Source organism: Bradyrhizobium sp. SPXBL-02 (genome assembly GCF_051853065.1).
Lineage (GTDB): Bacteria > Pseudomonadota > Alphaproteobacteria > Rhizobiales > Xanthobacteraceae > Bradyrhizobium.
The window spans coordinates 640,744-664,154 of sequence record NZ_CP182474.1 but is presented as its reverse complement, the minus strand read 5'-3'; the positions used below and the strand labels follow the sequence as shown (position 1 = coordinate 664,154).

The 23,411-nt window shown below is 59.9% G+C and carries 20 protein-coding genes and 1 pseudogene; 14 read left to right on the top strand and 7 right to left on the bottom strand.

The window, feature by feature from the left end:
• Positions 1-6: 6 nt before the first annotated feature.
• A complete protein-coding gene (locus ACNJYD_RS03075; protein WP_439365324.1) occupies positions 7-1,188 on the bottom strand; it encodes an MFS transporter in 1,182 nt (393 codons plus the stop codon).
• A 98-nt stretch (positions 1,189-1,286) separates the two neighbouring features.
• Between ACNJYD_RS03075 and ACNJYD_RS03070 the strand changes: the two genes are divergently transcribed.
• The 4 genes from ACNJYD_RS03070 (at position 1,287) to ACNJYD_RS03055 (ending at position 5,425) form a co-directional block, all read left to right on the top strand.
• A complete protein-coding gene (locus tag ACNJYD_RS03070) occupies positions 1,287-2,240 on the top strand; it encodes a LysR family transcriptional regulator (protein ID WP_172788287.1) in 954 nt (317 codons plus the stop codon).
• 154 nt (positions 2,241-2,394) lie between these two features.
• Positions 2,395-3,072, top strand: coding sequence for a nitroreductase (locus tag ACNJYD_RS03065; protein WP_025032723.1), 678 nt, complete (start codon positions 2,395-2,397; stop codon positions 3,070-3,072).
• A gap of 32 nt (positions 3,073-3,104) precedes the next feature.
• Positions 3,105-4,220 carry a L,D-transpeptidase family protein gene (locus ACNJYD_RS03060; protein WP_439365323.1) on the top strand — a complete coding sequence of 372 codons (1,116 nt, stop codon included), beginning with the start codon at positions 3,105-3,107 and terminating at the stop codon, positions 4,218-4,220.
• A 164-nt stretch (positions 4,221-4,384) separates the two neighbouring features.
• Positions 4,385-5,425, top strand: coding sequence for an SMI1/KNR4 family protein (locus ACNJYD_RS03055; RefSeq protein WP_439365322.1), 1,041 nt, complete (start codon positions 4,385-4,387; stop codon positions 5,423-5,425).
• 277 nt (positions 5,426-5,702) lie between these two features.
• Here ACNJYD_RS03055 and ACNJYD_RS03050 read toward each other — a convergent pair whose 3' ends face one another.
• Positions 5,703-7,283, bottom strand: a complete 1,581-nt coding sequence (locus ACNJYD_RS03050) for a winged helix-turn-helix domain-containing tetratricopeptide repeat protein (RefSeq protein ID WP_439365321.1) — start codon at positions 7,281-7,283, stop codon at positions 5,703-5,705.
• 153 nt (positions 7,284-7,436) lie between these two features.
• Here ACNJYD_RS03050 and ACNJYD_RS03045 point away from each other — a divergent pair, with 153 nt between their 5' ends.
• Together ACNJYD_RS03045 and ACNJYD_RS03040 are read left to right on the top strand one after the other, a co-directional pair.
• A complete protein-coding gene (locus ACNJYD_RS03045; protein WP_439365320.1) occupies positions 7,437-7,760 on the top strand; it encodes a DUF1127 domain-containing protein in 324 nt (107 codons plus the stop codon).
• 103 nt (positions 7,761-7,863) lie between these two features.
• Positions 7,864-9,267, top strand: a complete 1,404-nt coding sequence (locus tag ACNJYD_RS03040; protein ID WP_439365319.1) for an FAD binding domain-containing protein — start codon at positions 7,864-7,866, stop codon at positions 9,265-9,267.
• A gap of 129 nt (positions 9,268-9,396) precedes the next feature.
• On the opposite strand, the pseudogene ACNJYD_RS03035 reads toward ACNJYD_RS03040, so the two are convergent.
• The 3 genes and pseudogenes from ACNJYD_RS03035 to ACNJYD_RS03025 all read right to left on the bottom strand — a co-directional run bounded on the left by ACNJYD_RS03035 (position 9,397) and on the right by ACNJYD_RS03025 (position 12,809).
• Positions 9,397-10,027 (bottom strand): annotated as a pseudogene (locus ACNJYD_RS03035) (tyrosine-type recombinase/integrase).
• A gap of 980 nt (positions 10,028-11,007) precedes the next feature.
• Positions 11,008-11,871, bottom strand: a complete 864-nt coding sequence (locus tag ACNJYD_RS03030; RefSeq protein WP_439365318.1) for a class I SAM-dependent methyltransferase — start codon at positions 11,869-11,871, stop codon at positions 11,008-11,010.
• Positions 11,829-12,809: a Bug family tripartite tricarboxylate transporter substrate binding protein gene (locus ACNJYD_RS03025; protein WP_439365317.1), complete on the bottom strand. Its 981-nt coding sequence runs from the start codon at positions 12,807-12,809 to the stop codon at positions 11,829-11,831. Before ACNJYD_RS03025 ends, ACNJYD_RS03030 begins: the two co-directional genes overlap by 43 nt.
• A 120-nt stretch (positions 12,810-12,929) precedes the next feature.
• Between ACNJYD_RS03025 and ACNJYD_RS03020 the strand changes: the two genes are divergently transcribed.
• From ACNJYD_RS03020 to ACNJYD_RS03000, 5 genes are all read left to right on the top strand, one after another.
• Complete coding sequence (locus ACNJYD_RS03020; RefSeq protein ID WP_439365316.1) at positions 12,930-13,835, top strand: LysR family transcriptional regulator; 906 nt, start codon at positions 12,930-12,932, stop codon at positions 13,833-13,835.
• A 252-nt stretch (positions 13,836-14,087) separates the two neighbouring features.
• Complete coding sequence (locus tag ACNJYD_RS03015; RefSeq protein WP_439365315.1) at positions 14,088-14,792, top strand: phosphatase PAP2 family protein; 705 nt, start codon at positions 14,088-14,090, stop codon at positions 14,790-14,792.
• Positions 14,793-14,982: 190 nt separating this feature from the next.
• A complete protein-coding gene (locus tag ACNJYD_RS03010) occupies positions 14,983-15,297 on the top strand; it encodes a PilZ domain-containing protein (RefSeq protein WP_439365314.1) in 315 nt (104 codons plus the stop codon).
• A 107-nt stretch (positions 15,298-15,404) separates the two neighbouring features.
• Complete coding sequence (locus ACNJYD_RS03005; RefSeq protein ID WP_439365313.1) at positions 15,405-15,539, top strand: hypothetical protein; 135 nt, start codon at positions 15,405-15,407, stop codon at positions 15,537-15,539.
• A gap of 1,120 nt (positions 15,540-16,659) precedes the next feature.
• The gene (locus tag ACNJYD_RS03000; RefSeq protein ID WP_439365312.1) at positions 16,660-17,229 is read left to right on the top strand and encodes a MarR family transcriptional regulator; all 570 of its coding nucleotides are present in this window, start codon (positions 16,660-16,662) and stop codon (positions 17,227-17,229) included.
• A gap of 175 nt (positions 17,230-17,404) precedes the next feature.
• Here the strand turns inward: ACNJYD_RS03000 and ACNJYD_RS02995 are convergent, their stop codons facing one another.
• Positions 17,405-18,373, bottom strand: a complete 969-nt coding sequence (locus ACNJYD_RS02995; protein WP_439365311.1) for a Bug family tripartite tricarboxylate transporter substrate binding protein — start codon at positions 18,371-18,373, stop codon at positions 17,405-17,407.
• A 349-nt stretch (positions 18,374-18,722) separates the two neighbouring features.
• Positions 18,723-19,748, bottom strand: coding sequence for a methyltransferase (locus ACNJYD_RS02990; RefSeq protein ID WP_439365310.1), 1,026 nt, complete (start codon positions 19,746-19,748; stop codon positions 18,723-18,725).
• A gap of 235 nt (positions 19,749-19,983) precedes the next feature.
• Between ACNJYD_RS02990 and ACNJYD_RS02985 the strand changes: the two genes are divergently transcribed.
• The 3 genes from ACNJYD_RS02985 (at position 19,984) to ACNJYD_RS02975 (ending at position 23,210) form a co-directional block, all read left to right on the top strand.
• Positions 19,984-20,451: an MAPEG family protein gene (locus tag ACNJYD_RS02985; protein WP_439365309.1), complete on the top strand. Its 468-nt coding sequence runs from the start codon at positions 19,984-19,986 to the stop codon at positions 20,449-20,451.
• Between the two features lie 613 nt (positions 20,452-21,064).
• Positions 21,065-21,571 carry a lipocalin-like domain-containing protein gene (locus ACNJYD_RS02980; protein WP_439365308.1) on the top strand — a complete coding sequence of 169 codons (507 nt, stop codon included), beginning with the start codon at positions 21,065-21,067 and terminating at the stop codon, positions 21,569-21,571.
• A gap of 193 nt (positions 21,572-21,764) precedes the next feature.
• Entirely contained in the window at positions 21,765-23,210 is a 1,446-nt protein-coding gene (locus ACNJYD_RS02975) for an IS1182 family transposase (RefSeq protein WP_439365307.1), read from the top strand.
• Positions 23,211-23,411 lie beyond the last annotated feature (201 nt).

Below are 23,411 nucleotides of genomic sequence, written 5' to 3'. Positions count from 1 at the left end.
GCTCTCCTATTCCGCCGGGCACGCCGCGACTGCGGTCGCCGTGCGATCAAGCTGGAGGCTCCACAGCGCCAGAACGAGGCCGATGGCGGTGACGCCGGCTGCGACCAGCGGCAGCGCCGAGAGGCCGAGGCCGCGGTCGATGGTGACGCCGCCGGCCCAGGCGCCGAGCGCGTTGCCGAGATTGAACGCGGCGATGTTGAGGCTGGAGGCGAGCGTCCGGCCGCTGGGACCGGCAGCCTCCAATACGCGGAGCTGAAGCGGTGCGACGGTTGCGAAGGCGGCGACGCCGAGCAGCAGGATCAGCACGACGCTGATGATCTTGACCGACAGCAGCGCCGCAAGGCCAAGCAGCACGATGGCAAGCGCGGCCAGTGTGCCGATCAGGGCGCGCGCAAGGCCGCGATCGGCGAGCTTGCCGCCGGCGACATTGCCGATCGCAAGCCCAACGCCGAACACCAGCAGGATCGGCGACACGGCGGCCTCCGAAAAACCGGTGAAGCGCGTCAGGATCGGCTGGATATAGGTGAAGACGACGAACAGTCCGGCGAAGCCGAACACGGTCATGGCAAGACCGAGCAGCACCTGCGGACGGCCGAGCACGGCCACTTCCTCGGCAAGCGAGATCGGCTTGTCGTCGTTGCCGACATGGCCCGGCACGAGCGCAGCGACGACCGCGAATGCGATCAGGCCGATGACAGTCACCGCCCAGAACGCTGCGCGCCAGCCGAGCATCAGGCCGAACCAGGCGCCGAAGGGCACGCCCAGCAGCGTCGCGACCGTCAGGCCGATGAACATGGTGGAGATCGCAGACGCACGCTTGTCCTCAGCGACGAGGCTGGTGGCCACTACCGAGCCCACGCCGAAGAACGTGCCGTGTGCGAGCGAGGTCAGCACGCGCGCGGCCATCAGCCATTCGTAAGTGGGCGCGAGCGCGCAAGCCGCATTGCCGAGCGTGAAGATGGCCATCAGCGCCAGCAGCACGGTTTTCCGCGGCATCCGCCGCGTCGCCAGCGTCAGCACCGGCGCGCCGACGAACACGCCGAGCGCGTAGCCGGAGATGAGCAGGCCCGCGACGGGCACCGAGACGTGCATGTCGGCGGCGACCTGCAGCAGCAGGCCCATGATGATGAATTCGGTGGTGCCGATGCCGAAGGCACCGGCGGTGAGCGCGAGGACGGCGGGAGGCATGCGTTGCTCCAAGGGATGAGACGAGCCACGCAGATAGCGGCGCTGCCGCCAAACCATTAGAATGTCCGCAATCCAATCATTTGTGACGTGAATTCAACATGGCCCGTTTCGACACCAACCGCTCGGCCGAGATGGAGGTCTTCGTCCGCGTCGTGGACCTCGGCGGCTTCACCCAGGCCGCGCGAAAGCTGCGCCTGACGCCATCGGGCGTCAGCAAGCTGATCTCGCGTCTGGAGGCGCGCCTCGGCGCGCGGCTCGTCAACCGCACCACGCGCAAGCTGACGCTGACGGCGGAAGGCCAGGCCTTCTACGAGCGCTCGTTGCGCATTCTCGCCGAGATGGAGGAGGCCGAGCGCGAGGCGGCCTCAGGCGCGGCGCCGCGCGGCCGCCTCACGGTCAATTGCAACATTCCCTTCGGCATGCTGCATGTGATGCCGTTGATCCCGCGCTTTCTGAAGCAGCATCCCGACGTCACGCTCGATCTCGTGCTGACCGATACGGTGATCGACCTGATGCAGGAGCGCGCCGATGTCGCCATCCGCGTCGGTCCGCTGCGCGCCTCGCGTCTGGTCGCGCGAAAGCTCGGCACCAGCCGCATGGTGGTGGTCGGCGCGCCGGATTACCTCGCCCGTTGCGGCACGCCGAAGATTCCGGCCGACCTCGCCGACCACCGCGGCATCGGTTGGACCTTTCCGCGCAGCATCCGCGGCTGGCCGTTCAGGCGTGGCGACCACGCCGAGGAGGCCCTGCCCCCGCCCGTCGCACGCGCCAGCGACGGCGAAGCCGCCCGCCGCCTCTGCCTCGGCGGCGCCGGTCTCGCGCGCCTCGCGCTCTTCCACATCGGCCCCGATATCGAATCCGGCCGCCTCGTCCCGGTGCTGCAAAGCTACAATCCCGGCGACCGCGAAGACATCCACGCCGTCTATGTTGGCCACACCGCGCCACTCCCGGCACGCGTGCGCGCGTTCATCGATTTCCTCGCCGAGCACGTGCGCGTGAGCGACCCCGCATTGAAGCGGGCCGCGGATGGGAAGTGGAAGCTGGTGGGGTGAGGCGCGATGGCGGAGCGAGCGTCAGCCAATCCAGATTGGCGATCATGTTCCGTGTGGCTGGACCGTTGAGGACACGCCGCCGGAGCTTGCGCGAGGGCGCAGAAATCGCGAAAATCCCGGCTGTTTCAGAACTCGCCAGGGGAATTCCACACACATGCAGTTCGATGACGTCATCCTCGGTCGCCGGAGCATCCGCGGCTACAAGCCGGATCCGGTGCCCAAGGAACTGATTGCGGAAATCATTGGATTGGCGATGCGCGCTCCGTCGTCGATGAACACCCAGCCCTGGAATTTCTATGTCATCACCGGCGAACCACTTGATCGGATCCGCGCCGGCAATACCGAACGGATGCTGGCGGGCATCCCGCAGTCGCGCGAGTTCCGCACGGGCCAGGCCTTTGCAGGCAAGCACCGCGACAGGCAGGTCGGCGTCGCCAAGCAATTATTCTCCGCAATGGGAATCGAGCGCGACAACATGGAGAAGCGCCAGGACTGGGTCCTGCGCGGCTTCCGTCAGTTCGACGCGCCCGTCTGCGTGATCATCACCTATGACCGCGTGCTCGACGGTAGCGACGATACGCCCTTCGACTGCGGCGCCGTGGCGACCGCCCTGGTCAATGCCGCGTGGTCCCGCGGGCTCGGCGCCGTGATCAACAGCCAGGGCATCATGCAATCCCCCGTGGTGCGCGAGCACGCAGGGATCGCCGACGATCAGGTCATCATGAAAAGCATCGCGCTGGGCTGGCCGGATGAAACTTTTCCGGCGAATGCCGTGGTGTCGGAGCGGAAGTCCGTCGAGGAAGCGACGGTGTTCGTCGGGTTCGAGACTTAGCGGCGCGGGCCGGAAGGGCTGGAGGCACAGCAGTGATCCGCGCCATGGTCCGACGTGTCCTTGTGCTGGCGGCGGCTTTTGCCGCCGCCTTGACTCCGGTCATGTGTCTTGGCGAAAGCAGCAAGCCGTTGCCGGCGAAGGCGACGCGGGAACTACCTGATGAGCTGCTCTCGCTGCTCGAGCAGAAAAGGATGCCGAAGTATTCACCTATCCTCGTGCGTCTTTTCAAGGAGGAGGCCGAGCTCGAGGTCTGGAAACAGGACACGACCGGCCGTTTCCAGATCCTCAAGTCCTATCCGATCTGCCGGTGGTCGGGCGATCTCGGGCCGAAATTGCACGAGGGCGACCGACAAGCTCCGGAAGGATTCTATACGATTACACCTGAGTTGATGAACCCCAACTCCAACTTCTATCTTTCGATCAACCTCGGCTTCCCCAACACGTTCGACAAGGCGCACAAGCGCAATGGCAGCTTCCTCATGATCCACGGCGACTGCTGGTCGAGCGGTTGCTATGCCATGACCGACGAACAGATCGGCGAAATCTATGCGCTGGCGCGCGACACATTCCTCGGCGGCCGCCCGTCGTTCCAGGTCCAGGCCTATCCGTTCCGCCTGACACCGGCAAATCTGGCGCGGCATCGAAACAGTCCCAATCTCGCGTTCTGGAAAATGCTCAAGGTCGGCAACGATCATTTCGAGACGACGCGAATCGAACCGAAGGTGGATGTGTGCGACCGCCGCTACGTCTTCGATGCGCAAGGTCCACCGAATTCGCCGTCGCCTCCAGTGTTCAACCCTACCGAAAAATGTCCCCCCTTCGCCGTCAATCCGGACATCGCGCGGCGGGCCCTGGAGAAGAGGCGCGCCGACGAGCTCGAATACGCGCGATTGCTTGAAGATGATTTGCCGGCCGCCCCGATATACAGCGGACTGGACGGAGGAATGAACAAGGTGTTCCTCACACGGTTTCCGGGCAGAGTGACGCTCGCGAAAGTCATGCCGTATGCATCCTACCTGCCGCAATTGCCACCGATTCCCTGGATCGACAGGGATGGCTCGTTGACGAGCAGATGGTTTGGCAGCTTGTTGGACCAGCCGCCGGAATGTAATCCAACACGTATCGGCTTCCCGTCAGGTCGGTGCTGAACACTCGTGCGGCGTCCGCGATGGATCATCAGCAGACGATGGCTGGCATCGACATTCCGTCCCAGCGAATGCGGTGGCGTCGGAGCCGAGGTCTGTCGAGAAAGCTACGGTGTTCCTCGGATCTGGGTTGGATGGGTCTGCCGTAATATGATGGGGTAACGCGGATGACGTCGAAAAGGCCCTTTGACGGCTTCGACTTCGAAGGCTTCTGGGACGACTGTCCGTATTCCCTGGAGAACTATGTCGAGCCTCCACCAAGCGACGAGCTGATCGCCTCCATTGAAGAGGAGATGGGCGGGTATCGGCTGCCGGCCACCTATGTCGATCTCGCGCGCCGCCACAACGGCGGTATGGTCAAGCGCAACTGCCACCCGATGAAGGAGCGTACAGGCTGGGCGGAGGACCACGTGGCAATCGAGGGCCTCTACGCCATCGGCCGCACGTCCAAATATTCACTCGGCGGTGAGCTCGGCGCCAAGTTCATGATCGAGGAATGGGGCTACCCGCCGATTGGCATCGGCATCGCCGACACGCCGGCCGGAGGCCACGAGCTGATTATGCTGGACTACCGGACCTGCGGAAAGCGCGGCGAGCCGCAGGTCGTGTACGTCGACCAAGAGGCTGACTACAGCATCGCCGTCATCGCGCCGGACTTCGAGACCTTCATTCGAGGCTTGGTCGAGGAGTCCGAGTACGACACCGCTGATGAGGATCGGGCTGCTGCGATCGCAACCGTCGAGCAGGGAACGTTATCGCCGATCGTGGTGCGAGCTTTGGCCGCCGTCGGCGACCGTCTGCCGCACGGCGAGCGAATGTTGCGCACCTTGGCCCGGCAGATCGTGGACGAGAAAGGCTTCTTTGCCCTGCACGACGACGAGCGCTCGCACCTGATGTATGGGCTGATGTTCTGGCTCTATTCGAGCCTTTGTACGGCCAGATCCTTCGAGGCTTTCGTGGGCCGTCCCGAGACCGGCACCTCCTACGACTCGCCATGTTTCGAGCTGATGATCGCTTTCGACCTCGTCGCCGAACCTTACGGCTTCAACACGCGCGGGTACGCCGAGGGCTTTGTGAGGGACTGGTGGGACTCGTGCGTCGCCCGCGGCGACATCGTCAAGATGGCGGAAGGCTACCGTCTGGCCCCCGAGGCCGAGGCGGCCCTGCTCGGCCGCTTGGCGACGTTTGCTGGCGCGCAAGGCAAATAAGCCGGCGCGATTGATTCGAGCCGGTGGCGGAGGGAGAGAAACCGAGTTCGAACATTCTCCAATCGACTAAACCACGCCCGTCTCAGAAACTTATGAAGTTTCAATAACTTAGATTTTGGCGTCGAAGGGCACTCCGCTTAACTGCCTGCGCCAAGCGAACCGGCCGTCGGAACGAATTCCGGAACTCGCCCAGTTCTGTCGTGGACACGTCCCCTTCTAGGGCGAGCAGACAAGATCGCGCTGCTCGCCGACGGCGGCTTTTGACCCATCTGCGACATTACCCCTCCGGTACTCCTGCCAATCGCATGCCCTCATAAATGCGCTCACGTTTGGCGAGGTAAGCTGGATTATCGGTCGACGGGCTGGCGCGGAAGCGGCGGATGCTGAAATTAGGTTGAAGCGCGAGCCCCGCTTGCGCAGCGGCCCGCGCGTCATCGACTGCTCCAAGCAGTGCTAGGGCAGCGGCGAGCCCAAGATGCGCAAACGGATAATTTCGGTTGGCGTCGATGCTCCTGCGGAGCCAACAGACGGCTTCCCTATCGGCACTAAGTTGCAACTTAGCGAAACCGACATACTGCATCCACATGAAGGCATGAATGTCGCGGGGAGACAGGCGGAGTGCCTCTAAGACATGCGCCTCAGTGTCCCCGCCGCGACCGAGGAAAATCTTGGCTTGACCGATTAACCCGTGCGCATGGGCCAGATTTCGGTCCAACGCCAAAGCGTGTTGTAGTTCGTCAATGCCCTCGGACACGCGGTTCGTGAAAATTTTTGCTGTTCCCAAATGTAAGTGAGCCAAGGCGTGGTTCGGCGCGAGGGTCAGGACATGCATAACGGCCACTTCCGCTATGGTCAGGTACTTTATCCGATTGTCGGTCATGTAGCCGGCACCAACAATGCCATCAACATGCGCTAAGCCCAGACGCGCTTCGATATTGCCGGGATCAAGCGTCAGGGCGCGCTCGAAAAAGTGGCGCGCCTGCAAGATATATTCGGGAGTCAACCCCATATTGAGCTTAGCTCTGCCCTGGAAGTACAACTCCATTGAATTGGGATGCGCCGAACGTTGTGCTCTCACGGCCTCGGCTGCGACGAGCTGCGCATCTAAGGAGTTAGCTAGCCTAGATATGATCTCGTCCTGCATATCGAACAGATCGGTGACGGGTTTGTCAAAGCGGTCCGCCCATAAATGCGTGCCGGTTTCAGCGTCTACCAGCTGCACGTTGACGCGAAGTCGGCTTTCGTGGCGCTGTACGGAGCCTTCTAGCACATACCGGATGTTCAACTCGCGACCGATTTGCTTGAGGTCAGCCGCTTTGCCCTTGTAGGTGAATGCGGTGTGTCGCCCGATCACCAATGAGCCGCTGATCCGCGACAAGTCCGTAGTGAGGCTTTCCGTCACACCATCGACGAAATAGTCGTGCTCTGGGTCGCCGCTGAGGTTGGCGAAGGGCAACACAACGATGGAGAGGCGAGGCGGTGAAAGCGACCTTTGTGCCGTGCCGTCGTTCTGCGCCGCCGAACGTGCCGACGCAGTTTCGGGCCTCTGCCCTTCGTGCACTACGCCAACGAAGCGAAAGCCTTTGCGCGGCAACGTTTTGATTAGGCACTGCTTGTCACCATCGTCACCGATTGCGGCGCGAGCGGCATTCAAGCGGGTCGTCAACGCGGCATCTGAGACTATGCGTCCGTTCCAAACCGCGCTGATGACATCGTCCTTGCTGACGACGCGCTCCCTGTGCCGGATCAAATAGTCTAGTAGATCGAAGACCTGCGGCGTGATGGAAACAGGGATGGTTCCGCGATGTAGCTCGCGACGGTCAGTATCGAATGCGTACTCCTCGAAGAAATAGCGCATCTGACGATCCCTTAGGGCCTTCGATTTTCAGGCTTTAACGCCCTCGAACGCAAAGAATAAGCCGCTGGTAAGGAAAATGTAAGCCGGATGTCAGGCGCGGTGGCTCGTCGTACATCATGTTCGTCCTGTGAAAAGTAAACAGGACACACGGCAATGAGCACAGTCCAAGAGATCACCAAGTTGCAGCACAGAGCAACTATCGACCGGCCGGTCTATAGTCCGCTCGAAGCATATTGGAAGGCATTTCAGGAGTGGCGCAAACGCCGGAGGCTGCAAACGGAATTATGCCGCCTGACGGACCGCGAGCTGATGGATATTGGCACGACGCGAGGCGAGATTGACTACGTCGTGTCGAACAGAGATATCGACCCGCGAGGCATACGAGCCGAATGGGTCCAATGCCTGCCAACAGTGGACGGCCAAATCCACCCACATTGGGACAAGCACCTCTCAGAAACACGCGTCAAACCTCGCTAGTGCAATGCGCGGAAACCATCGCGGTCTGCTACGCAAGCCGTTATGGCTGCTTCTGGCCCGTAGCGGCCCAGCCGAATACTCCTTGGGCCGTCGGCTGTCAGGCGTGGAGCGGAAACTGATCGCGGCGGTACGGACCGCCGATTTTGACCCAAAGCGGCCAAAAGCCCTGAGCGGCTGGCGAGGCTTTGCATTTCGAGCAAAAGCGTGTGAGTTTCTGGCGCATTTCGAACCACTAGCTAGGCCGGGCGCAGAGATGGCCACGCGCAGGGCATTGATCATCGGAGGCTCGGTCGGCGGGTTGTTCGCCGCGCATATGCTCGGCCGGATCGGCTGGCAAGTCGATGTCTTCGAGCGCGCTGACGAGGACCTCGCCGGCCGCGGCGCCGGCATAGGCACACACCCGGCACTACACGAGGTCATGCGCCGGCTCCGGCTTGCCTTCGACGACGCCCTTAGCGTGGCGACCCGCACCTACGTCTGCTGGGATAACTCCGATCGGCTGATCCACGAGGTGCACCTTCAACGTAAGATGAGCGCATGGGCACCCCTTTATCGGACGCTGCGCGATAATCTGCGCGGGCCCAGATATCACCGCGGTATGGAGTGCATCGACGTGCGCTCCGAAGCGGGTAGCGCAACGGCCCACTTCGCCGATGGCAGCGAGGCGCGCGGGGACCTCCTGATCGCCGCGGACGGTTTGCGCTCCGCAGTGCGCGCGCGCCTGCTGCCTGAGCTGCAACCGGCCTACGCCGGCTACGTCGCCTGGCGCGCCCTCATGCGAGAAAGCGAGGCGGCGCGCGCCGCCCGCGACATCCTGGAGAGGGACTTTCTGTTCTGCGTGCCGGGGGGGTCGCTAGCGCTATGCTATGCTGTGCCGGCGCGCGACGGCGACTTGCGCGTCGGCCACCGCGACTACAATTGTGTTTGGTACCGGCCCGCGGACGAGGCCCAGCTGGCGGAGCTGTGCACCGACACTAGTGGAAAATGCCACGGCACCTCGATCCCGCCGCCCCTGATCCGGCCCGAGGTCGTCGCTGACTTTCGCCGATCGGCCCGAGCCGAGTTGGCCTCGCCCATGGCCGACGTCGTCACCCGTGGCGACCAGCCGTTCTTCCAGGCCATCTACGATCTGGCCTCTCCGCGCCTGGTGTTCGGCCGGGTGGCGCTCTTGGGCGATGCCGCCTTCGTTGCGCGCCCGCACGTCGGTGCCGGTGTCACCAAGGCGGCGCTCGATGCGACCTGCCTGGCCACGGCCATCGTCGGACATGGGGGCGACCTAGAGGCCGCGCTGGCCCGCTACGGCAGCGAGCGGCAGCGGTTCGGTGACTGGATCGTCGGACGCGGACGCGACCTCGGCGCTTCGATCGGCATGCGCGTCGGCGGGCGCGCCGGACTTGATCGCGAGGAGCTCGACCGTCGCGCTGCCGCCGCAGTGAGCGCCTACGCCGCCAATGCCGACGAGCTGTCGCGACTTGCCGTCGATGGCAACATCCCGAGCAGTGGGTAAGCGCTGCCGGAGGCGAGCCCCATGATCCCTCGCCAGACCCCTTCATTTTTGTGGCGCGTGCTCGCGGCTGCTTATGGCCCGGAGCCGTCTTTAAGGGCAGCGCAGAGCGCGTCTGCTCTGCCTCCAAAGTCAGACGTCGACTTGTTCAGCTATCGCGAGGGCGTCGTCGACCTCAATGCCTAGATATCGAACGGTGCTCTCGATCTTAGTATGCCCCAGAAGGAGCTGTACAGCTCGCAGGTTGCCGGTTCGTCGATAGATCAAGGTCGCCTTGGTCCGGCGAAGGGAATGCGTGCCGAACAGATGTGGGTCCAATCCAACGTCAGCGAGCCAGCGGGATAGGAGGCGGGCATACTGGCTGGTGGTCATATGTCCACTTAGACTTCGGCCAGTGAACAGGTATTCTCCTGACTTCTTGCCCGTAACCCGCAGGTAATCGTCGATCGCCTGCCGGGTCGATTCAGTCAATTCAAATTTGACTGGCGGCCGGTCTTCTTTTGACGGACGGTCGCGCGGTCGGCCGAATATCCGCCTGGCGCAATGTCATCGACTTTCAAGGCTACGACGTCGCAGCCGCGCAGCTTGCTATCGACGGCGACGTTGAAGAGTGCGAGATCGCGCATTCGGCCTTCGACCTGGAGCTTGGTTCGTATTGACCAGACGTGCTTCGGACGGAGTGGCGGCTTTGCGCCGACATCTTCCCCTTGTTCCAGGGAACGTGCTTCGAGACGGCGGTGATTGTGCTTGGGGTAATGGTCATGTTGACCTCCCCAGCTAGTGAGGCTGGTCATTTTGAGCCCAAAGCCCTTTCCAATCCGGCGTCCGCTTCTGGACGGTTGGAGACGTACTTGCGTCCAATTCGAGCGATGGAAGGACCGATTTTGACCCACAGCGGACTCCAATCCATCGAACTGCCCCTTTGCAAAGCTGGCTGAGCACTTTGGTGTGCTCGCTGGTGAGGTTCAAAAAGCAATCGCGCGGGCCTTCATCCTAGGGAATGGCCGAGCCTGCGGGGGTGGAACGATTTGCCTATTGCCAAGTTTTCCCGACACCCTTCCCCAAAGGGTAGCGGCTGTCTTTCCCCAAGGGCAGCCCAAGGCCCGGCTTCACCGCCCTGAAGCTTGGGCCTTTTTCTTTAGACGGCGCCGTGCGCCCGGTCCAAAATCCTCCCATTGCCCCCAGAAAAGTTGGTCCTTACGCAAAGCCGAACTCCACCCCGAAGTTAAAGAGTAAGTGAATTTTGCTTCGTCCTAACTCGGTATGTATCCTTTGATACCTTGCCCGCCCTTGGCGCCTTGCTAGTATTTCCCCAAAGTGGGGTGGGGCATGGAACGGCTGAAGAAAGCACTAGATCATCTCGAAGTTCCGGACTGTCCGAATTGCCGCATCTCAATGAGGTGGTTTCGCTCGGAGCTACTGCGAGACACTTCGGAACCGCTAGTCGCGCACCTTTTCGTTTGCCCTAACTGCAAGCGGGCTCAACGAACCGACACAAAATTTACGCCGATTCGTGTCCCGCCTGACAAACTTTCGGCCCCGTTCCGCGTCCTGAGGGGTGGACGGTAAGATGGCCTCAGGGGGCGATTTCGAATGTCGCCTGTTCGCCCGTGGCCGACCTTCACCCGAAATGCCCAACGTCCACTATCCGAAGATGACCCGAACAGAACGATGTGAGCGGGCCAAGGCAGCCTTTCACCCGAAGCGGACGTTTGACCGTCGGATGATGGTCGATTGCACAACTCACAGCTTTCGGGCAATGATCTCCACAGGGGTGATCCGGCCATCAGAGATGCCTTCGCTCATATTGCGGACCATTTCAGGCCGTCGCGCGCCCATCAGCGTATGTACGCCGAGCGCTACCGGCCCTGCGGCCACCTGCGCCCGCTGCCGCGCAAAGTATTCAAGCGCAACGTCGCGTCGCTGACGATCTGACATGAGTTCGAACCCCGCAGTGGAAAGCGCGTCACGGTATTGACTAGGTGACGTGACCGCATCCGCATCCGGTGTGCTTGCCCACGGCACCGGGTAGGACAACGCACCGTTGCCCGTTCGCATCACGTCGTAGATGGCGAAGCGTGCGCATGCGCGCAGGACCCGCCCGACCTCTGCGAAGAGCGCGCTCTTGTCAGCGATGTTCATCCCGACATGCAGCATGTAAGCGGCAGAGAAAGACCCGTTTGCGAAGGGCAACGACAGAGCATTACCCTGTTGCAATGACACGCAATCATGGAGCTGAAGCCATTCGGAGAGCACGTTGCCGGCTTCGATGTAGTCGCGCGTGAGATCGATGCCGGTCACATGACACCCATAGCGGGCCGCGATATGGCGCGCGGGTCCGCCAAGACCGCAGCCGATATCGAGTACGCGATCATCCGGGGTGAGGCCGAGCTGCTGTGCCAAATCGGCGGTTGCGGCACGGCCGCCGATATGAAACTCGTCCACCGGCGCGAGGTCCTCTGCCGTCACCGTGCCCTCGGTCTTTCCGATGCGGGCAAGGCCCTCGCGAATGGCGGCGGTCAGATCTCCGCGCGCGTAATGGTCGGCAACAGGCGATCGCATGATCATCGCACCTTGATGCCGGCTTCTTGGATCACCTTTGCCCAACGGGTTGCCTCCACCCTGATGTGTTCAGCACACTCATCCGGCGTGTCTCCGACCGGGCGATAACCGAGCGCGGCCATGCGGTCTTTGATATCAGGCAGAACAACAAGCCTGGCGATCTCGCGCTGGAGCAGCGCGACGATGTCCTTCGGGGTGCCGGCGGGGACGAGCACCGCCGTCCAGATGTCGGCCGCGAAATCAGGATAGCCGGCCTGCGCGATGATCGGCACCCCGGGGAGCGCATCCGCTGGGGTCGTTGACGTGATGGCAAGGGCGCGCAGCGCGCCTTCTCTTACGTGCTGCACTGCAGGAGGCAACGCGCCGAACGAAATCGGCGTATGGCCTGCAAGGGTCGATTGAATCGCCTGGCCTCCGCTGGAGAACGGGACGTGTACCATGTCGAGCTTCAACGAGAGCCGGAACAGCTCGCCCAACAGGTGAGGCGGCGTGCCCGTTCCAGGCGATGCGTAGCTGTATTTACCTGGCGTATCCTTGATGGCGTTGATCAATTCGGTAACGGTCGCCGCCGGAACCGAGGGATGCACCGTTAGAACGGTGGGGGCGGTGGCCGCCAGCGTCACGGCATCGAAGCTTTTCACGGGATCATAAGGCACGCTATCGAACAGCGCCGGATTGGCCGCATAGCTGGGTGCCACCGTTAGGATCGTGTAGCCGTCCGCCGAAGCGCGTGAAGCCTGACCGGTACCGACATTGCCGCCAGCGCCGCCGATGTTCTCGATATAGAATTGCTGGCCGAGTCTGTCCGAGAGGCCCTGGGCGATGAGACGCGCCGCGATATCATTGGGGCCGCCAGCAGCGAACGGCACGATGATCCGCACTGGCTTGACCGGATAGGCGGCCGCTCTGCCGAGACACGGCGACACGACAGCGGCGGCAGTCGCAAAGGATGCGCTCAGGAGCTTTCTGCGGCTCAGGATCATCGGTCCACACCTCCTAATGGCTGTAAGCACTATTTTTCATAGCGCCGGACGGTCCTGCGAGCCATAATATCGCAGAGGGGAAATCCATATGTTTTGGATATGGCTATGGAATTAAGGCACTTGCGCTACTTCATCGCCGTCGCCGAGGAAGGCCACATCACCAGGGCTGCCGAGCGGCTCGGAATGCAACAGCCGCCGTTGAGCCAACAGATCAAGGCGATCGAACGAGAGCTCGACGTGCAGCTGCTTCGTCGCAAGGCTCGCGGCGTGGAACTGACCGACGCGGGCTCGAATTTTCTCGACGATGCTCGCGCCACCCTTGCGCAGCTTGAGAGAGCCGTTGAATCGACGCGGCGCACGGCGCGGGGCGAACTGGGGCGTATATGCGTCGGTGTGACTTCGACGTCATCATTTCATCCGCTTGTTGCGCGTTCGATCCGGGCGTTCAGCAGGACTTGCCCGAAGGTATCACTCACCCTGGAGGAATCGCTGAGCAATGAACTGCTGGACGGTTTGCGCAACGAGCGAATGGATGTTGCGTTCATTCGCACAGCACCCGCTGATGCACATGGACTCGCAATCCAGCGGCTGCTCGACGAACCAATGGTGGTTGCCCTCCCGGCCGATCATCAACTCGCGAAAGTCGCGAGGGATAGCGCGATTCCGCTAAAACGCCTTGCACCCGAGACCTTCATCCTATATGGCCCGCCCGGCACGGGCATGTATGATACTATCATCGCTGCATGCAGCGCCGCAGGCTTCAATCCCAACGTTGGCAATCTAGGTGCATCAACGCAGCACGGGCCTCGTATCGGTTCGACGCTGAGCCTCGTTGCGGCCGGTCTCGGGATTACCTTTGTGCCGTCGTCCCTTCAGCGAATGAACATCGAAGGTGTTGCCTATCGGCGGGTCAGCACGTCCATACCACCAACCGCACGCTTAAGTCTGGCAACGCGCCGCGGCGATCCCTCAGCAACCGTGAGACAGTTTCTTACCCTGGTGAGAAACGCCGCGAAAGTGGTCTAGAGCAACGCGGAACGATATCTGCCACTGGCCTGGAGGCGAAGCTTCGATCCTCAGAGCCCATGTGGGGTTTAGGCCCAACTGCGAAGTTGCGCCGCGTCTGAAAGAGGTCCGCCCCTCGCACCAAAGCGGACCAGATTTGCTCAGCCTGAGTCCTTCGTGTTTTGACCCAACTTGGACATTGCCCTAGCCCAAGAGCAGGCCCTGTGCTCCACTTAGGTGCCGTTGTTGGCTGAACGGGAAGGAGATTTGCATGTGAACCCTGTTGATCAGTATCTTTTAGAACTTTTCAACGGTTTCGCGCACCGCTCCCCGATCTTTGATTCGGCGCTAATTTTCTTGGCCGACCAAGCCGTGTTCAAGGGGGCTCTCGTGACATCGCTTTTGTGGTTGGCTTGGTTCCAGCGTGACCCGGACCAGAAGCTGCGCCGGGAGCTGGTTATTTCAACACTTGCGGCGACAGTCGCGGCACTCTTGCTGACAAAGATCACCAGGTCTGTCGTTCCCTTTCGACTACGGCCGATCCATGATCCCGCGGTCACCTTCACGTTGCCCTATAACGTCACGAGTGATTCTTTGTGGAATTGGAGCTCCTTCCCGAGCGACACCGCCGCTTTTGCTATTGCGTTGTCCGTTGGGGTGCACTTGATATGGCGCCGATGGGGCTGGCTCGTGATCTTGTACGGCCTTGTCGTAATTTGCATGCCGCGCATCTACCTCGGCTATCATTATCCGTCGGACGTTGTGGTCGGCGCCCTTATAGGCACTCTCGCCACTCTCACGGTGTGCCGGAAAGAAATCCGGATACCGCTAAGCCGCAGGCTCATACTTTGGAGCGACGACCATCCAGGTGTGTTTTATTGCGCGTTCTTCCTTTTTACATACGAAATTGCAGCAGTGTTCGAGAACACACGGCAAATTCTAACCGCTGTCTGGAAGATGTCCCACGACGCGCTCTAAATCTCCGTCCGTGTTCGGTGGCCCCGCCCGCGCGCATATTCTCGCCTACGGACGGGGGACTTCACTCCGCGGACCAGCCCGACTTCCGCTGTTGGCCCGTGGCCGACCTTAACCCGAAGCGCCGCAACGTCCGCTATCCGTAGATGACCCGAACAGAACGACCTGAGCGGGCCAAGACAGCCTTTGACCCATGCAGACGTGGGGGATATTCGGCCAAAATCACTTCTTTAGAAGACATTTTAGAGATTGGTGGGAGCTTCCTTCCATGCAGGACCGATCCTCTCAGCGGCGTCGTATTCTTAAGGCCGGGCAAATCTTGTTTGGCTCATCGGCTGTTGATTGCACCGTTCGCGATATCTCCGCGACCGGTGCCCGCATCCAAGCGCACGGCCCGCTTTGGTTCCCAGACAAATTCGTGCTCGCGATAACCTCGGATGGCACTTCGAGACGCTGCCATATTCTTTGGCGAAAGGACGGTCAGATCGGGGTCGTTTTCGACGAGTAAGGTTCGCCTCTAGGAGGGCCATTCCCTTGAGCCGTTCCCCATGCGGGACGACTCAGAGGCTTGATCTGGCTCAAGCGGCGCGCATCACCCCGCCGGAACATTGAGCCATGCCCGACCCCGACAAACAGACCGAGGATAAGGAAACCAGGACGTCCCGGCTGGAGGAGGCGCGGCGCATCATTGAGGAGTACGCCGCCGAGCTCAGGGAGATCATCAGACAGCTTCGCCGCAAGATGAATTAAGACCGCCTCCACTGGCTTGAGCTTGCATATCTTGATGGACCGTCCTTGATGCGGTCCGATGGCTGCGTTGGCAACGACAGCTTTCAAAGTATCTCGGTCGGCGTTGCATCCGACCACGCTCGCAGCTACTGGTAAAGTCAATTCGCGCTGTAGTTGGATTTTTATGCGCGCAGTCGCGATCTTGAGTTGTTTCACGAAGTATTGCCGAAACAGAAGGCTAATAGAATACATCTTAGGTAAGTGGCCCTGTTGCTTCTTGAGACGACAAAGTCAGCGATCGCAATTCCGGCGCTTCGGGAGCGATCAACGGGCTAGTACACACTGGTGGCGAAAATTTTCAAACCGACGGGGGCAACGATGCCCGCTATATTCGATCTGCTTTATCGCGAATACTGCCGCGCCCGTCTCGCTGAAATGCGGAAACAGCTCCTGACTGCCGGACAAGATCCTGAAGGCCTAGAAGCCGATTACGATCGTGCTGATCAGGATAGAGTTGGCAGGACGGACACGCAGCACGAGATTGGTTGCGTCGTGCTAAATTGAAGCGAACTGTCCCAAACCTTTCATTTCGGTTTTGAGGGCTCGCCCGTGACGAAGCATATTTCAAGTCGCGGAGTGACCGCGGTCCTTGTAGTCGCCATATCTGTGGTGACAATCACGCTTGCAGAGACACCGTTGGGAGAGTCCATTGTCGCGGGCATCGCTGCTTCTATTCCGGGCCCGTTCCATCTTGCAACGGCAACGACACTTGCAGGTACAGTGCCTAGCAAACCGCAGCTCGCCCACGCGCCAACAGGTTGCCGGCTTCGATCTGCTCCACTGCAGTGGAAGGTCGACTGGCTTTTGGGGCCGCCTGCGACTCCCGGTGAAATCGTTTGAAGACTCATGCCGTCGGCGAATGTCTGCTCCCGACTTCTTACATCCTGAGTTCTCGCGCCCGAGTCCGCAAGCGCTGTCAGGCTCATGTAAGGATGGAGCCTCTTAGGAATATTGCAGATGATAGTCGGCGTGCCGCGCAAGCACTGATTGCAAACCTTCGTATGTAGACGTGGGGTCTTTTTCTTCGTGCCTTGCTCGCTCTGATCGGTGATATTACCAGAGGCATAGTAGAGGGGCGAGGATGATTACGGCAGCTCGGGAGGCCGTCGACCTGCTAATTCAGGCCACGGGCAGCTGGCAGTTCGATGATGCACTTAACGGATTGCGTGATCGAGAGTGGATGGCACTGCGATTTCTTGCGCGTGCAAACAGGTTCTCGCGGACCCCTTCCGCGTTAGCCCAGTTCGTAGGGACAACTCGGCCCACCGCTTCTCAGACTGTCAAGCGTCTCGAAGACAAGGGCTACCTTCGGCGCCGAAGTTCCGATCAAGACAAGCGCTCGGTGATTCTTGATGTAACCCAGCTAGGAGAAAAAACCCTCTTAAGCGATCCTATCACACAACTGGTCCATGCCATTGCTACGCTTGAACTTGGCGCAAACAAATTCCGCGATTTGCTTCGAGAGATGTTGAAGCAACTCGACGCGCGCGGTGGTCGTCACCATGCAGATACTTGCAGAAAATGCATCTTCTTGACCGAGGCGGACCCCAACCGCGCAAGCAGAATACAGACTCAGTATATGTGCAGATTCTTCCGGGCCAATCTTGCCGACTCCGAAATCGATCTTCTGTGTTTCAACTTCGAACAATAGTAAGCGGCGCCCTCTCAGCCTAGTTATCCCACTTCCGCTTCTGGCCCTTAGCCGAACAACGCTGAAACGTCGGATTGTCGGCTATCGGCAGAGCAGACCGGACCCGGTGTCGTGCTCACTTCGACGGCTGCTTGTGACCCCTTAGCAGACGTTGGCCCTCGGATGATCTACCCCTCTAATTATTGCCTGGGGATGAGGTCACGACCTTGCCCCAGCGAGGTACCTCGTTTGCGACAAATTCGCCGAGAGCCGCCGGTGTCCTCCTTGCGGCATCGGGAATGACAAATCCGATGTCGAGAAGTCGCTTGCGCGTCCCTTCGTCATCCAGTGCTTTGTTCAAGGCGTTGTTTAGCTTGGATTGTATTTCAGGCGTCAAATTCTTGGGGGCGAAGATCGCATTCCAGGTCGAGACGACGAATTGGGGGAGACCGCTTTCCACGGTCGTCGGAATGTTAGGGATGACGTCGGCGCGGTGCGGACTCGCGATGGCGATCGCCTTCAGGGTTCCGCTCTGGATCTGGGAGATGGCGCCGCTCAACGAAATACAACTGAAATCAACTTGGCCGCCCATCAGGTCGTTCATCGCTGGTGCGCCGCCGCGATAAGGGATGCGGCCTGTTTGGATGCCAAGCATTGATTGCAATAGCGTGCAGAAGAGATGGGTAGGCGCTCCGACGCCGACATGAGCTTCATTGACCTTATCGCGCTTTACTCTGAGATACGCGATGAACTCGGCGAGGCTGTTCGCAGGGAAGTCTTTTCGAGTGACGATGACAGCAGGTACTTCGGCTGCGAGACCGATGGGCGCGAAGTCATTGATGGGATCGTATTTTAGGTCCGGATATTGTGCTGGGGCAGCGCCGTGCGTCCCCATGTTACCCATGATGATCGTATACCCATCAGGTGCCGCACGGGCAGCGCGCGTTGCTGCCGTGGTGCCTGCAGCACCGGGCTCGTTGTCAATGATTATGGGCCGGCCCAGCGTCTTTGACATGTGCTCGGCCAGGATGCGAGACAGGGTGTCGTTCGATCCGCCGGCCGCATAGGGAACTATGAGGGTAATCGCTCTCGCCGGATAGTCGGCCCGAGCCGCTCCGGGGAGAAGGGCGAGGCTTGCAAAGAAAAGCGCGAGAAGGCGGCTCATGCGGTATCCTTTCCTCGCTTAAGACTTTCTTTGGTAGGCTAACCTAAGCGCGGTCTTTTAGCTATGAGATGGAAGGGTCGAACCTTATACCTACTGGGGTATGTCATCCCCACATTGGCAATCGCCTAAGAGCGGCTGCGCAGACTAACCCGTGAGAGAACAGACCTGCTCGGCTTCACGGCCATGACTTAGTTCCGATGACAATGCATGTCTGCTATTGGCCCATCTGCGAAGCCGCGCTGGGTCTCACAGAGGTCCGCTTATCGCAGCAGAGCGGACCAGATTTGCTCAACCTGAGTTCTTCGCGTTTTGACCCAGAGCAGACGCGGCGGCCATTATCCGCTCGCACCTATGCCATCATAGCCTCCACAACGCTCACAGCCGAACTAGTCGAGACGACCCGCGTGAGTCTGAAACCACCCTTGCTCAAGAGTGTCTCGTATTCGACCTCTGTTCGCTCCTGACCTCCAACACTGACGAGCATACTCATATCGAGGATTTTGCCCGGATGCGGAGTGTCTCCGAGGGGTAGCACCATTTCAACAAGGAGCAGCCGACCGTCCGCTTTCATTGCCTTGCGAACATTCCCAAGGATAGTCAGGCATCGGTCCTCGTCCCAATCGTGGATGATGTGAAAAAGAATGTAAGCGTTGGCGCCGATGGGAACGCTCTTAAAGAAGTCGCCGGGCTCGATCGTCACCCTGTGGCTCACGCCTCTGGCCTTCAGTAAATTCGGTGCATCCGTCACAACGTGCGGCTGGTCGAACAAGATCCCCCGCGGCCCAGCATGATGGGAGAGGACGGCCGCCAACATGTTGCCGGTCGCACCGCCGACGTCAACAATGGTATCGAAAACGGAAAAATCATAAGCCATGGCGACAGCTGCGGGCTCCTGACTGTTTAGACCGACCATCATCTCGCTAAATAGCGATGCTTCCTCGGGATGATGGGCCAGGTAGTCAAAAAACGCGGCGCCATGCGCCTTTTCAAAGCCGGGGCGGCCCGTCTCAATAGAATAGAGGACCTGATCCCAACCACTTTGTGACGACGGATTGCCGGAAAAAATTACGGATGCTCGTGCCGAGCCGGGCGCGCCGGTCTTCAGCGCAGCGCCTAATGCAGTCAAAGCAAAACGTTGCTCTGTGCGCTCGGTAAGAACGCCCAGGCTCGCCAGGGTACGCATGAGTCTGTGCAATGAAGACGCATGCACCTGCAGGAGTCCGGCAAGTTCTGCCGCGCTTTTCGGTGCGGCAGCTAGTTGATCTGCCAACCCCAACTTGGCCGCTGCGTAAACCGTCCTCGCGACGACGTGGGCGCGCCCCATCTGAATTAATTGAATGTGCGGCGGAACTTCGTCTGGCTTGATGTCTGCCATAATGGCTCCCCCCAAAATGAGCAGCATACAAGACAATCGAGGAGCAGGCCACTTTCCGCTTATGGCCCGTTGCCGACCTGTGCTCGAAGAGCCGAAACGTCTGCCTGCAGGAGACGAGTCGACCAAGGTGAAGCAGCCCCCCAAGGGCAGCTTCTGACCCGAAGCGGGCTTTGAGGCCTAGCCGCTCCCCGCTTCTTTGTGGTTGAATGACCGAGCAAAACGAAGGCGATGCGACATGGACAAGCTCAGCTTTCACGATCCGCTTTTTCGTACCTATGCGATCGCTGCCTCCATCATGGTTCTCAAAGCTCTCATGATGTCGTGGTTGACGGTTGTTCGAATGATGCAAGTAAGAGGCGGATTTCGCTCACCCGAGGACATCAAGAAGACCATCCTCAACCCACATCCAAACTCAGAACAACTAGCACCAAATGAATATGTGGACCGCATCCGGCGAATTCAGCTGAACGATCTCGAAAATTTGCCGTTTTTCCTAGTCGCTGGATTCCTCTTCATCTTGACCGAGCCATCAATAGCGCTCACGCAATGGCTGCTGTACGGTTACGCGGTCTCGCGGCTATTGCATTTTGCCGCATATTTCACGGCAATGACTCACGATACGCGCGCAACACTCTGGACGGTGGGTTCTCTAATTCTAATCTTTATGACTTGCTGGACGCTGATTGTTGCTTTGCGTCAATGATGTCGGCAGCCACTGGGCCCGTCGCATGTAAGTTCGTATCCAACGAGGCATGGGCAGAGGCATCCGCCCGAGGTCCGTTCACCGCTCCTCAACGGACATCCTGCGATAGCATAGCGCGTTGGGCTCCGTTCCTTTGGCACTCTCAAGGGATTGACTGCCAAACTAGTAAGGAACAACCTATTTTACGTCGTCACCCCGCGACCTGCCTTCAATGCTAACACGAGAAGAACATCTTACACGGAGCAAGGAAGCTGCGCTCGCGCTTCTAAGCGCCGGCCGTATGCGCGAGGCGGTTTCTTCGATAATGACGGATATCGTCAAGAGCCGAAGCAGCGCATTGCCTCATGAAATCCATGCATTTGGCATCTGTGCTGCCGCGGCTGGCGACACAAGTGCGGTGCGAGAGTACATCGAAGGCTTTATCTGATATCTGTCGGATCTATGTCTGCCTTTGGCCCGTTGCTACCTATGCTCAGGGCGCGCTTCCGGAAGGTGAGCCGACCAAGGTAGCGCAGGCTGCCGAGGGCAGCCTTTGACCCGAAGCCGACCTTTCGACCTTGCGTTGATGTCGGTATCGGCTCACAATTTTATACTTACAAAAAGGAGAATTACGATGAAAAGGCTTTTCGTCACCATTGCACTCGGCTTCATCCTGTCGGGGACCGCATTTGGTCAGGAGAAGTCGGCTAAAGATGCGATTGTCGGCGCATGGTCCTTAGTGTCTGTTACCAGTGAGATGGACGACGGCAAAAAAGGAGAGCCGTTCGGTCCCTCCCCAAAGGGGATAATCATATTTTCGAACGACGGCCACTTCTCGCTATTTCAATCAAGTGCAGAAATCCCGAAGATTGCGGCCAACGACCGTGCCAAAGCCACGCCCGAAGAAGCTCTGAGTATCGTCGCATCAAGCATCGCGTATTACGGCACCTACTCCATTGACGAGCAGACTAAGGTGATGGTGGTCAACCTTGCCGCCAGTACTTACGCGAACGTTGCGGCTATTCCCAATCAGAAGAGAACCATCACGCTGCTATCCTCCGACGAACTCAAATTCGATAATCCCCGAACGCCGAACGGCATGACGCTTCGAACCGCGTGGAAGCGCGCAGCAGCGCCCTAACAATCGACTTCCGCTTGTGGCCCATCGCCCGTTAGTGCGTCGCGGCGAGATGTCCGGAGTCGGGCGTAAACCGGAAGCGTCCGACCGCTGGTCAAAACCTTTTGACCGCTGGTCAAAACGGCCCTTTTGACCCTGGCTGTGTGAAAAGCCACGAGTCAGCTAGGATTCCTCCGTTTCCTGATGGGGGATACGGATGGGACGCTTCGTTGAAGGCGCGGACAGATCCCAGCTGACGCTCTTGCCGGAATGTCTGGAGGATTGGGTAGACGACGACAACCCGGTCCATGTGATCGATGTGTTTGTCGAGGCGCTCGACCTGCATGGAATGGGATTTGAGGGTGTGATCGCCAAGGAGACGGGCCGGCCTTCCTATCATCCAGCAGTCCTTCTGAAGCTTTACATCTACGGTTATCTCAATCGGGTGCAATCCAGTCGCCGCCTGGAACGTGAGGCGTGCCGCAATATCGAGGTGATGTGGCTGATCGGCCGCCTGGCTCCCGATCATAAGACGATCGCCGATTTCCGGAGGGACAATGGTGCGGCGCTTCGGAGGGTTTGTGCGAAGTTCGTTGCGCTATGCCGGCAAATGGGCCTGTTGCAGACCCCAAGCGTCGCAATCGACGGCAGCAAGTTCAAGGCAGTGAACAATCGCGATCGCAACTTCACGCATGCCAAGATGGCGAGGCGGATGGCGCAGATCGAGGAAAGCGTCGGTCGATATCTGCGTCAACTGGATAGCGCCGATCGGCAGGAGCCATCGGAAGCGATCAGCATCAAGACGACGAGGATCAAGGAAAAGGTTGCTCGGCTGAAGCAGGAGATGAGCCGCCTGGAAGTGCTCGATGCGCAGATGCGCAACACGCCGGATCAACAGATATCGCTGACCGATCCGGATGCCCGTTCGATGGCCACCAGCGGACGCGGATCGGGTGTCGTCGGCTACAATGTCCAGGTCGCGGTGGACACCGAACACCATCTGATTGTTACGCATGAGGTCATAAACGTCGGCAACGACCGTGGGCAGCTTGCTCGGATGTCGAAGCAGGCCAAAGAAGTGCTCGAAGTGGACAAACTCGAGGCGGTCGCCGACCGTGGCTACTTCGACGGAGAGGAGATATTGGCCTGCGAAGAGGCTGGCGTTGCAGTCACGCTGCCCAAGCCGATGACGTCGAACGCCAAGGCGGAGGGTCGGTTCGGCAAACAGGACTTCGCCTACCTGCCTGATGAGGACGTCTACCGTTGCCCGTCCGGCCAGGTGCTGCCCTATCGCTATACCAACATCGAGCATGGAATGACGCTGCGCCGTTACTGGTCGACAGCAGCGTGCCAAGGCTGCGCAATCAAGAGCCAATGTACGCCGTCCAAGGAGCGCCGCATCACACGCTGGGAGCATGAGCATGTGGTCGAGGAGGTCCAGAGACGGCTCGATTCCGACCCCGACGCCATGCGGAGGCGGCGCGAGACGGTCGAGCATCCCTTCGGCACGATCAAGGCCCGTATGGGGGCGACCCACTTCCTGATGAAGCGCCTACGGAACGTCGCCGCCGAAATGGCGCTGCACGTTCTCGCCTATAACCTCACACGGGTGATGAACATCGTCGGCAAACCGCGCCTGATTGCAGCCATCCGCGCCGCCTGAAGCCCGGAAAGTGCGTCCAAAAGCGCAATACCGCGTCGCGATACCTACTTTGGCCGGTCATTGGACGATCCGACGCGAGAACATCGGCCGCCTGCAATGATTGCGACCGCGGTCGCGTGCCGACCTATCTGTTTGCACACAACCAAGACCCATAGCAGAAGGAGTGTGGCATCCCAGATGCAACGAAAGCACATACGGGCC

Coding starts and splice junctions, on each gene's coding strand:
- ACNJYD_RS02985 (WP_439365309.1), top strand. CDS start 19,984: ATGGACAAGCTCAGCTTTCACGATCCGCTTTTTCGTACCTATGCGATC.
- ACNJYD_RS03055 (WP_439365322.1), top strand. CDS start 4,385: ATGACGTCGAAAAGGCCCTTTGACGGCTTCGACTTCGAAGGCTTCTGG.
- ACNJYD_RS02990 (WP_439365310.1), bottom strand. CDS start 19,748: ATGGCAGACATCAAGCCAGACGAAGTTCCGCCGCACATTCAATTAATT.
- ACNJYD_RS03070 (WP_172788287.1), top strand. CDS start 1,287: ATGGCCCGTTTCGACACCAACCGCTCGGCCGAGATGGAGGTCTTCGTC.
- ACNJYD_RS02995 (WP_439365311.1), bottom strand. CDS start 18,373: ATGAGCCGCCTTCTCGCGCTTTTCTTTGCAAGCCTCGCCCTTCTCCCC.
- ACNJYD_RS02980 (WP_439365308.1), top strand. CDS start 21,065: ATGAAAAGGCTTTTCGTCACCATTGCACTCGGCTTCATCCTGTCGGGG.
- ACNJYD_RS03045 (WP_439365320.1), top strand. CDS start 7,437: ATGAGCACAGTCCAAGAGATCACCAAGTTGCAGCACAGAGCAACTATC.
- ACNJYD_RS03000 (WP_439365312.1), top strand. CDS start 16,660: ATGATTACGGCAGCTCGGGAGGCCGTCGACCTGCTAATTCAGGCCACG.
- ACNJYD_RS03075 (WP_439365324.1), bottom strand. CDS start 1,188: ATGCCTCCCGCCGTCCTCGCGCTCACCGCCGGTGCCTTCGGCATCGGC.
- ACNJYD_RS02975 (WP_439365307.1), top strand. CDS start 21,765: ATGGGACGCTTCGTTGAAGGCGCGGACAGATCCCAGCTGACGCTCTTG.
- ACNJYD_RS03005 (WP_439365313.1), top strand. CDS start 15,405: ATGCCCGACCCCGACAAACAGACCGAGGATAAGGAAACCAGGACGTCC.
- ACNJYD_RS03010 (WP_439365314.1), top strand. CDS start 14,983: ATGCAGACGTGGGGGATATTCGGCCAAAATCACTTCTTTAGAAGACAT.
- ACNJYD_RS03025 (WP_439365317.1), bottom strand. CDS start 12,809: ATGATCCTGAGCCGCAGAAAGCTCCTGAGCGCATCCTTTGCGACTGCC.
- ACNJYD_RS03050 (WP_439365321.1), bottom strand. CDS start 7,283: ATGCGCTATTTCTTCGAGGAGTACGCATTCGATACTGACCGTCGCGAG.
- ACNJYD_RS03065 (WP_025032723.1), top strand. CDS start 2,395: ATGCAGTTCGATGACGTCATCCTCGGTCGCCGGAGCATCCGCGGCTAC.